This is a genomic window from Enterococcus hulanensis, from assembly GCF_005405485.1.
Classification (GTDB): domain Bacteria; phylum Bacillota; class Bacilli; order Lactobacillales; family Enterococcaceae; genus Enterococcus_A; species Enterococcus_A hulanensis.
This window is the reverse complement of sequence record NZ_BJED01000008.1, coordinates 32,596-46,706: the sequence shown is the minus strand read 5'-3', so window position 1 is coordinate 46,706 and position 14,111 is coordinate 32,596. Positions and strand designations below refer to the sequence as shown.

10 protein-coding genes are annotated in these 14,111 nt (G+C 38.3%); 9 read left to right on the top strand and 1 reads right to left on the bottom strand.

Annotated features, from left to right (window positions below):
- The first annotated feature begins 10 nt into the window (after nt 1-10).
- The 6 genes from parC (at nt 11) to FFR60_RS10145 (ending at nt 8,897) form a co-directional block, all read left to right on the top strand.
- Nucleotides 11-2,461, top strand: coding sequence for a DNA topoisomerase IV subunit A (parC, locus tag FFR60_RS10170; RefSeq protein WP_137664069.1), 2,451 nt, complete (start codon nt 11-13; stop codon nt 2,459-2,461).
- Between the two features lie 285 nt (nt 2,462-2,746).
- A complete protein-coding gene (gene pflB, locus FFR60_RS10165; RefSeq protein WP_137664068.1) occupies nt 2,747-5,038 on the top strand; it encodes a formate C-acetyltransferase in 2,292 nt (763 codons plus the stop codon).
- Between the two features lie 136 nt (nt 5,039-5,174).
- Nucleotides 5,175-5,960, top strand: coding sequence for a pyruvate formate-lyase-activating protein (gene pflA / locus FFR60_RS10160; RefSeq protein ID WP_137664067.1), 786 nt, complete (start codon nt 5,175-5,177; stop codon nt 5,958-5,960).
- A gap of 175 nt (nt 5,961-6,135) precedes the next feature.
- Nucleotides 6,136-7,065 carry a manganese-dependent inorganic pyrophosphatase gene (locus FFR60_RS10155; protein WP_137664066.1) on the top strand — a complete coding sequence of 310 codons (930 nt, stop codon included), beginning with the start codon at nt 6,136-6,138 and terminating at the stop codon, nt 7,063-7,065.
- 175 nt (nt 7,066-7,240) lie between these two features.
- Nucleotides 7,241-8,041, top strand: a complete 801-nt coding sequence (locus FFR60_RS10150; protein WP_137664065.1) for a DUF1803 domain-containing protein — start codon at nt 7,241-7,243, stop codon at nt 8,039-8,041.
- Nucleotides 8,042-8,045: 4 nt separating this feature from the next.
- A complete protein-coding gene (locus FFR60_RS10145; RefSeq protein WP_137664064.1) occupies nt 8,046-8,897 on the top strand; it encodes an alpha/beta hydrolase in 852 nt (283 codons plus the stop codon).
- Nucleotides 8,898-8,910: 13 nt separating this feature from the next.
- On the opposite strand, the gene FFR60_RS10140 is transcribed toward FFR60_RS10145, so the two are convergent.
- A complete protein-coding gene (locus FFR60_RS10140; protein WP_088932401.1) occupies nt 8,911-9,465 on the bottom strand; it encodes a DUF2179 domain-containing protein in 555 nt (184 codons plus the stop codon).
- A 424-nt stretch (nt 9,466-9,889) separates the two neighbouring features.
- Between FFR60_RS10140 and glgB the strand changes: the two genes are divergently transcribed.
- The 3 genes from glgB to glgD are packed head-to-tail and all read left to right on the top strand — an operon-like array spanning nt 9,890 to nt 14,110.
- Nucleotides 9,890-11,791, top strand: a complete 1,902-nt coding sequence (gene glgB, locus FFR60_RS10135) for a 1,4-alpha-glucan branching protein GlgB (protein WP_137664063.1) — start codon at nt 9,890-9,892, stop codon at nt 11,789-11,791.
- Between the two features lie 38 nt (nt 11,792-11,829).
- Nucleotides 11,830-12,975: a glucose-1-phosphate adenylyltransferase gene (locus FFR60_RS10130; RefSeq protein ID WP_088934626.1), complete on the top strand. Its 1,146-nt coding sequence runs from the start codon at nt 11,830-11,832 to the stop codon at nt 12,973-12,975.
- Nucleotides 12,962-14,110: a glucose-1-phosphate adenylyltransferase subunit GlgD gene (gene glgD, locus FFR60_RS10125; protein WP_137664062.1), complete on the top strand. Its 1,149-nt coding sequence runs from the start codon at nt 12,962-12,964 to the stop codon at nt 14,108-14,110. The genes FFR60_RS10130 and glgD overlap by 14 nt, the downstream gene beginning before the upstream one ends.
- The last annotated feature ends 1 nt before the right edge of the window (nt 14,111 follow it).

Genomic DNA, 14,111 nt, shown 5'->3' with positions numbered 1-14,111 from the left:
TGGTCAAATAATGGAGACTAAACATTCAATTCAAGAATTAACATTAGAAGAAGTAATGGGTGACCGTTTTGGCCGCTATTCAAAATATATTATTCAAGAGCGGGCTTTGCCGGATATTCGTGATGGTTTGAAACCAGTACAGCGTCGGATTTTATTTGCTATGAATAAAGACGGCAATACTTACGATAAAGGCTTTCGAAAATCAGCCAAGTCTGTCGGAAATATCATGGGTAACTATCATCCTCACGGGGACAGCTCAATCTATGAAGCGATGGTCCGAATGAGCCAAGATTGGAAGCTGCGTCAAGTTTTAATCGAGATGCACGGAAACAATGGTTCGATGGATGGTGATCCGCCGGCTGCGATGCGTTATACTGAAGCCCGCTTGTCTCAACTGAGCGGTGAGCTATTGAAAGATATTGAAAAAGATACGGTTGATCTAGTTTGGAACTTTGATGATACAGAAAAAGAACCAACAGTATTGCCAGCAGCGTATCCAAATCTTTTAGTCAATGGTTCAACAGGTATTTCGGCTGGATATGCGACTGAAATCCCTACGCATAACTTATCTGAGGTAATTGATGGTGCGATTTATTTAATCGAACATCCGAATGCTTCATTAGAAAAAATAATGGAATATATTCCAGGACCTGATTTTCCGACTGGCGGTATTTTGCAAGGAAAAGCGGAAATCAAAAAGGCTTACGAAACTGGCCGAGGCAAAGTTATTCTTCGTTCGAAAACATCGATCGAGCCATTAAAAGGCGGTAAACAGCAAATTGTCATTCATGAGATACCTTATGAAGTGAATAAAGCTGTTTTAGTCAAAAAAATGGATGAAATCCGTTTGAATAAAAAGATCGATGGTATCGCGGAGGTTCGAGATGAATCAGACCGGACTGGGTTGCAGGTAGTAGTTGAGCTTAAAAAGGACGCTAATGCAGAAGGTATTCTAAATTACTTGTTTAAAAATACTGACCTGCAGATTAATTACAATTTCAATATGGTAGCAATTGATAATATGACCCCGCGGCAAGTGGGCTTGAAACATATTTTGGAAAGCTACATTGGACATCGTAAGTCTGTGATTACTAAGCGCAGTCAATATGAACTTAACAAAGCAGAAAAGCGCCAGCATATTGTTGAAGGCTTAAAGAAAGCTTTGTCGATTCTTGATGAAGTGATAGCTACGATCCGCGGCAGTAAAGATAAAAAAGATGCTAAAACTAATTTAGTTAAACGTTTTGAATTCAGCGAAGAGCAAGCAGAAGCGATCGTGACTCTGCAATTGTATCGTCTGACCAATACCGATATTACTCAATTAGAAAAAGAAGCAGCAGAATTAGCTGGTGAGATAAAAGAATTACACTTGATCTTAAATAGTGAAAAAGAATTGCATAAAGTTATGAAGCAAGAATTACGCCAAATCAAAAAGAACTACGGAAATGATCGTATGACGCAAATTGAGGATGAAATCAGTGAAATCAAGATCGAGACAGAAGTACTGATTGCTCAAGAAGACGTGATTGTAACCTTAACAAAAGAAGGGTACTTAAAACGCAGCAGCTTACGTTCATACAATGCGTCACGTCCTGATGAACATGGTATGAAAGATGGAGATTCAATTATTTTTATTGATAAGTTGAATACACTGGATCATTTGCTAATCTTGACGAACCATGGAAATATGATCTATCGACCAGTTCATGAAATCACTGAGCTAAAGTGGAAAGATGTCGGCGAGCACATCTCGCAAACGATCACTAATTTATCTATGACCGAAGAAATAATCGCAGCGTTTCCTTATAAAGAAATTGATGCGAATAAACTTTTTGTCTTCATGAGCAAAGAAGGTATGATCAAACAAACTCGAATGACAGAGTTTTCGCCTTGGCGTACCTATCGTAGTCGACCAACCACAGCTATGAAAATGAAAAGTGATACGGATCAAATCGTATCAGTCTTCCTAACCGATGAAGTTCGTGGCATGGATGTGTTCATTGCTTCACATCGATCTTTCGGACTGCGATATCCGTTAGAAGAAGTCCCAGTAGTGGGCTCAAAAGCAGCAGGAGTTAAGGCTATTAACCTTAAAGACGGTGATTTTGTAGTAGCGGGTGCTTTAGTTCCATCTGAAGGTGACTCACCAATTCTGTTACTAAGCCAGCGCGGAGCCGCCAAACGGATGCTTGCACAAGAATTGCCGCAATTAGGTCGAGCAAAACGCGGCTTGATGATTTTCCGTGAACTGAAGAAGAATCCGCATCGTCTGTCTTACATGACGACTGAAACAGAAGGAAAACTTATTTTAACGACTAGCAAAGGAATCGAAAAAGAGCTTGAGATTTCTAATGTTGCAATCAGTGATCGAATTTCAAATGGTACATTCGCGATTGATGAAAAGCAAGAAGGAGAGTTGTACTCAGTAGTTCAGACGCAAGAATTAACTGCTGATGATTAAACTCTGTATTATATAAAATTGTTACAGTTGGGTATCTGTATTAAAACAGATGCCCGTTTTTTTTATCACAAAATATCGAAATTTCTATCTTTTTGATAAAAATTTTGCATCTAATTTATCCTGAAAAACCTTTGAAAACAAAGCTTTGCTAACGATTACAAAATTTTCTTGTTTTCTAATTAATCTTTCACAAGGAAAGGCTTGCATAAAAGAATTTATGTGTTATACTTTGTTCGTAAAGCTGTAGCAATTAAGTTTTTATTATTCTAAGGAGGTCCTTTCGGAATGGGAACTGCAACAAATGAACTAGAAAAAATGAAAAACACTGAGAAGTCTGCATGGGAAGGCTTTAAGGGGCACTTATGGAAGAGTGAAATCAATACACGTGATTTCATCCAAGCTAACTACACGCCTTATGAAGGTGCTGCCGATTTCTTAGCTGAACCAACTGACGCAACAAATTCATTATGGGCAAAATTACAAGAACTTCAAAAACAAGAACGTGAAAACGGCGGCGTATTAGACATGGAGGCAGATATTGTATCTGCAGCTAATGCTTATGGTGCTGGCTATATTGACGAAAATTTGAAAGACAAAGAAACGATCGTCGGTATCCAAACAGATAAGCCGTTAAAACGTGCATTCATGCCTTACGGTGGTATTCGTATGGCAGAAGAATCTCTTGAACGCTATGGCTACACACCAAATCCTAAATTCACTGAAATCTTTAATGATTATCATAAAACGCATAACCAAGCAGTCTTTGATGTATATACACCGGAAATTCGTGCGGCTCGTCGTGCAAAGATCATCACTGGTCTTCCTGATACTTACGGACGTGGACGTATCGTTGGTGATTACCGTCGTGTAGCACTCTATGGTATTGACTACTTGATGCAAGAAAAACTAAAAGACCACGCAAACTGTGGTCACGGACAATTCACTGAAGAAGATCTTCGTCTACGTGAAGAAATCAGCGATCAATATAAAGCATTAAAACGCATTAAAGAAATGGCAGAAGCATACGGGTTCGATATTTCTCGTCCAGCTGAGAATGCTAAAGAAGCGGTTCAATGGACATACTTTGGTTACTTAGCAGCAATCAAAGAACAAAATGGTGCTGCGATGTCAATCGGCCGTGTATCTACATTCTTAGATATCTATATTCAACGTGATATTGAAAGAGGCATTTTGACAGAAGAACAAGCACAGGAATTGATTGACCATTTAGTAATGAAATTACGTATGGTTAAATTTGCTCGTATTCCTTCTTACAATGAATTGTTCTCAGGCGATCCAGTTTGGGCTACTTTATCAATTGCTGGTATGGGTATGGACGGTCGTACATTAGTTACTAAAAATGATTTCCGTTTCTTGCACACACTAGAAAACATGGGTCCATCTCCAGAACCAAACTTGACTGTATTGTACTCTTCTCGTTTACCAGAAGGATTCAAAGACTATGCAGCTAAGATTTCAATTGATACTTCTTCAATTCAATATGAAAATGACGATGTAATGCGTCCAGTATGGCTAGATGACTATGCGATCTGCTGCTGTGTATCTGCTACACAAACGGGTAAAGAAATGCAATTCTTCGGTGCTCGCGCAAACTTGGCGAAAGCATTGTTATATGCGATCAACGGTGGGGTTGATGAAAAATCTAAAGCACAAGTCGGACCTGATTTCCGTCCAATCGAATCAGACGAAGCTCTAGATTTCGATGATGTTATGGCTAAATATGACGACATGTTGGAATGGTTAGCTGGGATGTATGTAAATACTTTGAACGCGATCCACTTTATGCATGATAAATATTACTATGAAGCTGCTGAACTAGCGTTGATGGATACTGACTTGAAGCGTACTTTTGCGACAGGTATCGCAGGATTTTCTCACGTAGTTGATTCATTAGCTGCTATCAAATATGCAAAAGTTTTCCCAATTCGTGACGAAGATGGTATTGTTACTGACTTCAAGATCGATGGAAAATTCCCTAAATATGGTAACGATGACGCTCGTGCTGATGACTTAGCTGTTTGGGTATTAAAAACGTTCATGGAAAAATTAGAACATTACCATACTTACCGTAATTCAGAACCAACAACATCAATTTTGACAATTACTTCAAACGTTGTTTATGGTAAAGCAACTGGTACAATGCCTGATGGACGTAAAGCTGGTGAACCTTTGGCTCCGGGAGCAAACCCATCTTATGGTGCTGAACAAAATGGTTTGTTAGCTTCATTAAATTCATTAACAAAATTACCTTATGAATATGCGTTGGATGGTATTTCAAATACACAAAGTATCAATCCAGATGCATTAGGTCATGATGAAGATGAACGCATTGAAAACTTAACAAACGTTTTAGATGGCTACTTTGATCAAGGAGCACATCATCTAAACGTGAACGTCTTTGGTAAAGAAAAATTAATCGATGCTATGGAACATCCAGAAAAAGAAGAATATGCTAACTTTACAATTCGGGTTTCTGGCTATGCGGTTAAGTTTATCGACTTGACTCGTGAACAACAAGAAGATGTAATCAGTCGTACATTCCATGCTAAAATGTAAGAACTGATTTACAAGCGAATACTAAAATAGGGCGGATGGACGGTAGTCTATTCGCCTTACTTTTTAAAGGTAGTCATTGGTTATTCGTAAAAAAATTTTGCGAGAAATTTTTACATATAGAAGAGGGGGACTGTTTATGTCTGCTGTGACTGAACAACCTATTGTCGGAAATGTCCATTCAATCGAAAGTTTCGGATCTGTTGACGGACCCGGCGTACGATTTATCGTCTTCATGCAAGGCTGTCGGATGCGTTGCCAATTTTGTCATAATCCGGATACTTGGAAAATAAATGATCCTAAAGCAAAGAAAAGAACAGCTGATGATATTTTAAAGGAAGCGTTGAACTATAAGAGTTATTGGGGGAAAAAAGGCGGAATCACTGTTAGCGGCGGTGAACCTTTACTTCAAATCGACTTTTTGATCGATTTATTTAAGAAGGCTAAGGAAATGGGAATCAATACAACATTAGATAGTTGCGGAAAACCATTTACTTTTGAAGAACCATTTTTTTCTAAGTTTGAAGAATTAATGCAATACACTGATTTGATTTTATTTGATATTAAACAGATTGATAACCAAAAGCATAAAGAATTAACCGGTCATGGCAATGATAATATCTTGGAAATGGCGAAATATCTTTCGGATATTAACAAACCCGTTTGGATACGCCATGTGTTAGTACCTTTTAGAAGCGACTATGACGAATTTTTAATTCGATTAGATAAATTTATTAAGAGCTTGAATAATGTCGATAAAGTTGAGATTTTACCTTATCATACAATGGGCAAATACAAGTGGGAAGAAATGGGTCTGAAGTATCCGTTAGAAGGAATTGAACCTCCAACGGATGATCGAGTGGAGAATGCGAAAAAATTATTGCATACCGAAGATTATAAGGGCTATTTGAAACGTGGAAATTAAAAAGAACAGATAGATCGGGCGGAAGGTTCTTCGCCCGATTCTTTGCGTGGTATTTTATATATTTTGGATTTTAGAAAATACAAGAAATTTATAATCGAAAAGAGCAGCAGGTTGTTGCTCTTTTCCTTTTTTTTGATATGATAAAGAAGAACTAATTTAAAGGAGCGAATTAACTATGGCAAAAGTTTTAATTTTTGGGCACCAAAATCCTGATACAGATGCAATCGGAGCGGCGATTGCCTTTGCTAGCTTACAAAAAGAATTAGGTGTTGACGCAGAAGCAGTGGCACTTGGAACACCAAATGAAGAAACACAATTTGCATTGGATCATTTTGGGTTGACAGCTCCACGTGTAGTAGAAAAAATGGCAGCTGAAACGAATGATGTAATGTTAGTTGACCATAATGAATTCCAACAAAGTGCAGCGGATATTGAAGCGTTGAACATTCTGGCAGTGGTTGATCATCATCGAATCGCGAACTTCCAAACAGCAAACCCGCTTTATTATCGTGCAGAGCCAGTTGGTTGTACATCAACGATCGTATTAAAGCTTTATAAAGAAAACAATATTGCTGTTCCTGCGAAAATTGCAGGTATGATGTTATCGGCAATCATTTCTGATACCTTATTATTCAAATCACCGACTTGTACACAGGAAGATATCGATGCTGCTAATGAGTTAGCGAAGATTGCTGGTGTTGAACTAGACAACTATGGTTTGGATCTTTTGAAAGCCGGAACAAATTTAAGTGATAAGTCTGAAGCGGAATTATTGGACTTGGATGCCAAATCATTTCCGATGGCTGACAAAACTGTTCGAATCGCACAAGTCAACACAGTTGATTTAGATGAAGTTTTTGCTCGTCAAGATGCGTTACGTGACGCGATGCTAGCAGAAAACGTTAAGAATGGTTATGACTTATTCTTATTGCTTGTTACAAACGTACTAGATTCTGACTCAGAATTATTAGTCGCTGGTGAACCGAGAGAAAAGATTACGAAAGCATTCAATGTAAATCTTGAAAACGATCGAGCATTTTTACCGGGGGTTGTTTCACGTAAGAAACAAATCGTGCCTCAATTGACAGAAGCATTTGAAAAATAATTCGATTATTAGTGGACTTTTGAAAGTCCACTTTTTTGTGGATTTTTTTAAATAGGACTATAATGCTTTTGGATGCTTGGCTTTTTAAGTAGATTTTTTCCTTCTACAATAACAGAGGCCTGTAAACTATTTTTGTTTTTACGTAAAAAAATTACCAACGAGAGAGGAGCCTGAGATGCAAATCTATACTTATAATAAAAAACTTCAGCAATCTTTACAGCGTACTGAAATCCAAGAATTGTTGAATTACTTTCTAGAATTACAAGAGCCGGTGATCTTGCGTAAGATTCGAAAAAACTTTCCGAATCAAAAGCATCTAGATAAGAATTTAGATTTTTTGATTGATAATATTATTGTGTCCCGTCAAGATCGACGTTACCAGCTTTCTTTAACGATAGTAACAGAATATCCGACGACTAAATTAGTTGAGAAATTTATTCAAACAGCTAATAATAAGTACACAACTGAAGAATTACTAGTTTGGTTAGGGGAAGAACTGCGCCTTGCTGAGTTAAACGATACAATAGCGATTGATTTCATGTTACCGATATCTAATCGATTGGAAAATGCAAACTTTCAATTGGTGACGATTAATCGCGGAGAAAAACTCGCGGAAACTTTGCCAAATTATTTTGAGAATATAGATCAACCAAAGTTATTTCCGAATCTGGCAGCGTTGATCGGCGATGTGAATCCGGAATTTTTCAGCAATCAATTAAGTTTGATTCTTGATCAAGTGATTATTGGGAAGAAACCAAGAAGAGAATCGATCTTTTTGGATAGTCTGTTAACAACGCAGGTGATTACTTCTCAACCTGAATGGCAGTTGAACATACCGTTTTATACTAAGACCATTTCACCATATTTTGTTCAGAAAATGGATAAGAGAACACGCTTCTTTTTTATTCAGCAATTAACGGAAAGATTATTAGGCGAAAGGGAAAGTTTTACTTATTTAATGAAAAAGAAGGCATGAGTGAATGCAACGAATTATTAAGGGAATCATTTTGATTGTAAGTTTTTTATTAGTGTTTGGGGGGATTTATTATGCGAAGGTACGTTACTTTAGTCCCGGCACACTGGTAAAACAAAAAGATGTTCATTATTCAAATGTTCCGACCGTTTTTATTCATGGTTATGAAGGGAATTCTTTTTCTTTTGGTCCGCTCTTGCGGCGATTTGAACGAGAAAATGTTGCGAAGCGTGAAATGACCATTGTGGTTCAAGCAGATGGCAAGTTAAGTGTTGAAGGAGAGTTGAAAAATAGGAACGATAATCCAACTATCATGGTTCTTTTTGCAAAGGACGTGACTGATGAAATTACTCAGAGTAAATGGATCGATAAAGTCATGCGTTACTTGTACAAAAAGAAGGTTAGGCGCGTCAATCTTGTCAGTCATTCTATGGGGGGCGTTTCTTCGTTACGCTACTTATTAGAGTATGCTGGAGAGAAGACGCCGGTTACCGAGCATTTTGTTGCGATTGCGGCACCTTTCAATGATTTAGAGATCGCTGAGGATACTGAAGAGATTTTTGCCTATGAATTAACAGAAAAAGGACCAAGCGGGGAGACCCCGATCTATCAATATTTTGATCAGGCGATGAATCAATTGCCGACGGATCTGCATGTGCTTGATGTAGCTGGGGATTTGAAGGATGGGACAGAAAGCGACGGCTCAGTATCCACACACAGTGCCTTTGCTTTGCGCCTATTATTCCAAAAACATGCGAGAAGTTATCAGGAGCTGACGGTTACAGGAAAAAGCGGGGGGCACTCAGCAATAACTAAAAGCGCTAAGTTGGAAAAACAATTAATCAAATTTATCTGGTAAAAACAGCTTGAAGCTAGGGCTTCAAGCTGTTTTTTTGCCGTTTACGAACTTTTTTCGTCCAAAATCCGCCGGAAATATATTTTGGTTCATAAGAGATAATAAAAGCCCGTTCCTCAACTTCTTTGATCAAGGCATAGAGTGAGCGTTCATTTTTACGCGGTGATAAAATTTCTAAGACCATTCGTCCGCCTTCTAGTCCTTCACCGTAAGATTGCGTGACACCATAGCCGTTCTCCCTAAGAAAGCGCGGCAGGCTTGCTTCCTGATCCGTATTTGTCGGTAAAATGACTGTGACCATGATGTAGCCTAATGCTAACTTATCCTCGATTTTTATTCCAACACTGATACCGATGGCATAACCCAATGCGTAGGTCAGCAGGTTGAGGGGATTATCTAAGCGATCCAGAACGAGTGAAAGTCCGAGTATATAGATAGTAATCTCAACCATACTCATCAAAGGCGCTAATATGCGGTAGCCTTTCATTGTAAGCATAAAACGGAGTGTATTTAATGTGACGTATGCAAAATTGATAAAAAAGATCATCGCCAGCATTTTTATATCAATCATTATTCGACCTCCTAAAGCATGTGATTTTTTACTGTTTAAAGCCCATTGCTGTTCATTTTTCTTTACCACCATTAGCCTAACGATTATTTTGTCAAAAGGCAAACATAAGGAAAGAAGCATAAAAGAAATTCTTTATTATTTGTCAAAAAAACAGATTATGAAAATAATAAATGTTATTTATTGACGAAAAAATGAATTATTTTAAAGAATTGAAAATTTTATCTTCTATTTTAAATCTTATTATAATATAATGTTAGGTAGGGGCATTTAATAATGCAAAGGGAAATATGTAAAACGCTTGAGGCGTTATTTATTAAGCGTTTCTGTTATTATAATAGAACACTCGGTGTTTTTATTATTAAACTTTGCACATTGAAATGTAATATAAGAGCGCTTCGCCGTTCGCTCAAAAAAGGTGGTTCTCATGAAAAATACAAAACAAGAAAAAAAGCAACAAGTGGATGATGCTAAGAGAACATTTTTGTCTGGAGAAAATTTTTATGCACAACATTTACTAGGTGCTCACCAAGAACAAGATGGGTACATTTTTCGAGTATGGGCACCAAACGCACTAGCTGTTTCTTTAGTGGGTGATTTCAATGATTGGCAGGATCTGCCGATGGAAAAAGATGAGTCGAGCGGAATCTGGCAGGTCTATACAGATAAGGCAAATGAGGGAGAGCTCTATAAATTTAAAGTAAAGCAAGCAGATGGTCGAGAGATTTTGAAAATAGATCCTTTTGCCGTTCGTTTTGAAAAAAGACCGGGCGATGCAGCAGAACTATATAACTTTCCTGAGAAGAAATGGAAAGATGGCCTGTGGCGCGGACGGAGTAAACGGACGAATGCATTTAAACGGCCGTTGAATATTTATGAAATGCATGCGAGTTCATGGAAGCATCATGAAGATGGGACACCTTACAGCTTTGCTGATCTGAAGGATGAGTTAGTGCCATATTTAGCTGAAATGAATTATACCCATGTGGAGTTTATGCCGCTCATGGAACATCCATTAGGACGTTCGTGGGGATATCAATTGATTGGCTATTTTGCGATGAGCTCTTATTATGGAACACCAGCAGAATTTCAGGATTTTGTTGAGGCTTGTCACTTAAATAATATTGGCGTGCTGGTTGACTGGGTCCCTGGCCACTATTGTATCAATGATGATACCTTGCCTTATTATGATGGAACGCCGCAATTTGAATATACTGATCCAGATCGGGCTAAAAATAATCGCTGGGGCTCAATTAATTTTGATCTTGGAAAACCACAGGTTCAAAGCTTTTTGATTTCCAGTGCCATGTACTGGATCGAGATGTTCCATATTGACGGTATACGCGTTGACGCCGTTTCAAGCATGATTTATCGGGATTATGACGATGGTCCTTGGACACCAAACCATGAAGGCGGAAATCGTAATTTTGAAGGATATTACTTTTTGCAAAAGCTGAATGCCGTTATCAAATTAGCGCATCCTAATATTTTAATGATCGCTGAAGAAAGTTCTTCTGAGACGCCTGTGACAGGTATGATTGAAAGTGGCTCTTTAGGTTTTGATTTTAAGTGGAATATGGGCTGGATGAATGATGTTTTACGCTTTTATGAGATGGACCCGCTTTACCGGAAGGACAATTTCAACTTAATCACTTTTTCATTTATGTACATGATGCAAGAGAATTTTATTTTACCATTGTCACACGATGAAGTTGTTCATGGCAAGAAGAGTTTGATGCATAAAATGTGGGGAGATCGCTACAAACAATTTGCACAGTTGCGGAATCTATACACCTATTTCATGACACATCCGGGTAAAAAATTATTGTTTATGGGAAGTGAATGGGGCCAATTTCTGGAATGGAAGTTTGACAAAGGACTTGAATGGGTCGATTTGGATGATCCATTGAATCATTCCATGCAGCATTTTACTGCGGAACTGAATGATTTCTATAAAAATCAAACAGCTTTATGGGAGGTGGAAGACTCATACGACACAATCGAAATTATTGATGCTGATAATACTGAAGAGTCGATTCTTACCTTCATGCGAAAAGGCAAACGCAAGAAAGATTTCTTAATCATCGTTTTAAATATGACACCGATCGAACGTCGGGAGTTCCACATTGGCGTTCCATATCAGGGAACATACAAAGAAATTTGGAATACTGAAATGAAAGAATTTGGTGGTACTTGGACAAAACATAACGAGGATTGTCAAAGTGAACCAATCAAATTTAAGGAGTACGGTCAGTTGATCAAGACGACTGTCCCAGCTCTAGGCGCCATCATTTTAAAACCGGAAACAATCAATACACGCAAGAAATAGAGGGGAGGTCGATGAAGGAAAGTCCTTCATCAAATAAAATGAAAACAGAAATTTTAGCAATGATACTAGCTGGCGGGAAAGGTTCTCGTCTCGGTAAACTAACACAAAAAATTGCAAAACCTGCTGTCCCTTTTGGCGGTCGCTATCGAATTATTGATTTCACTTTGAGCAATTGTATCAACTCTGGTATCAACAACGTTGGTGTGGTGACACAATATCAACCATTAGCATTGAACAATCACATTGGAAATGGTTCTAGCTGGGGCTTTGATGGGTTAAATTCGGGAGTAACAATTTTACAGCCTTATTCTAGCAATGATGGAAGTAAATGGTTTGAAGGAACCGCTCATGCAATCTATCAAAATATGGATTACATTGACCAAATGGACCCGCAATACGTCTTAGTATTATCAGGTGATCACATTTATAAGATGGATTATGAAGCGATGCTGGAAGATCATAAAGCTAATAATGCTTCATTGACAGTCGCAGTAATCGAAGTACCGATCGAAGAAGCCTCTCGCTTCGGAATCATGAATACTGATGAAAATGATCGAATCATCGAGTTTGAGGAAAAACCAGAAGAACCAAAAAGCAACTTAGCTTCAATGGGTATCTACATTTTCAACTGGAGTCGTTTACGCAGCGTATTGTTAAACAGCTATAAAAAAGATGATCAAATGTTGGACTTCGGGAAACATGTGATACCGGCATACTTGGAAAGCGGCGAGAATGTCTTTGCTTATCGCTTTGATGGTTATTGGAAAGATGTCGGTACGATTGACTCTCTTTGGGAAGCTAGCATGGAGTTTATCGATCCCGAGCATAGTTTGAACATTCGGGATAAAAATTGGCGGATTCTGGCAAAAAATACGATTTCACCACCACATTTCTTAACTGAAAATGCAGATGTAAAGAATTCATTAGTTGTTGATGGATGCTACGTCGCCGGACATGTAGAGCACAGTATTTTATCTGATGATGTTCAGGTTAAAGAAGGTGCGAAGGTGGTCGACAGCGTTATTATGCCAGGTGCGACGATTGGAAAAAATGTACAAATCACGAAAGCGATCATTGGGGAGAATGCGATTATCGGAGATGGTGCCGTAGTCGACGGATCAGAAGAAATCGCGGTCGTGGGTTATTCAGAAGTGATTGGAGTGTTGACAAGTGAGAGCGAATAAAATGTGTGCCATTATGGGCAATGTTTACGAATGTCCAGAATTATTACCGTTAACTGAAAAAAGACCATTAGCTACATTGCCTTTCGACTGCAAGTATCGTCTGATTGACTTCAATTTGTCGAATGCTATCAATGCTAACATTAAGTCTGTCTACATGGTGTTCAATCAGGGAACGACCAAGTCAGTTTTTGACCATATCGGCGGTGGACGTGAATGGCATCTAGACAGCGTGGATAGCCGCTATTTTGTCCATTTCTATCAAGATTTCTTGAAAAAGAAAGCAGAAGGACGACCTTATTTCGAATCTGTGATCGATTATTTGAATAAATCAAAATCAGAATATACGGTTTTCATGGGCAATCGGATGTTGTGCAACATTGATTTAGAGGCTGTTCTAAAAATCCATTTACAGAGCGATAGTGTGATGACCGTCGTTTATAAGAAAATGCCAAGAGAACAAATTTATCGTCAGGATGAAATCTTAGAAGTGGATGAACACGGTCTGATTAAAGGACATCATAACTTCTTAGAAGATAAAACAAATGATGATGTGCTAAATCTTGGTATGAAAATCTTTATCTGCCGTACTGATTGGCTGATCAATGCATTGCAAGAGGGACAAAATCTAGGTGGTCCGGTGGCATTAGTCGACTTCTTGACGCTAGCGATGAATCAAGTGAAGACTTCTGCGTATGAATACACAGGCTTCTTAAGTAATATTTTTGATATTAAATCTTATTATGATGCCAACATGGCAATGCTTGACCCTAAAAAATTCACATCTTTATTGTACTCTAAACAAAAGATCTACACGAAATTGAAAAATGAAGTGGCTACGTACTATTCTCCGACCTCGGAGGTGAAAAATAGTCAATTCGCCACAGGCTGTCTTGTTGATGGTAAGGTTCATGGTTCGCTTATTTCTCGGAGTATCGTGATTGAAAAGGGTGCTGAGGTTGAGGATTCAATCATCATGGCAAGCTGCAGTATTCGTGAAAATGCGTTTATCAAGCATGCGATCTTAGATAAAAATGTTGTGGTTGAACCAGGTATCAAGATTATCGGTTCCGCAGAGCAGCCAGTAGTGATCAAGAAAAATACGCATGTATTAAGCGACGTTTACGGAGGCGAATAAA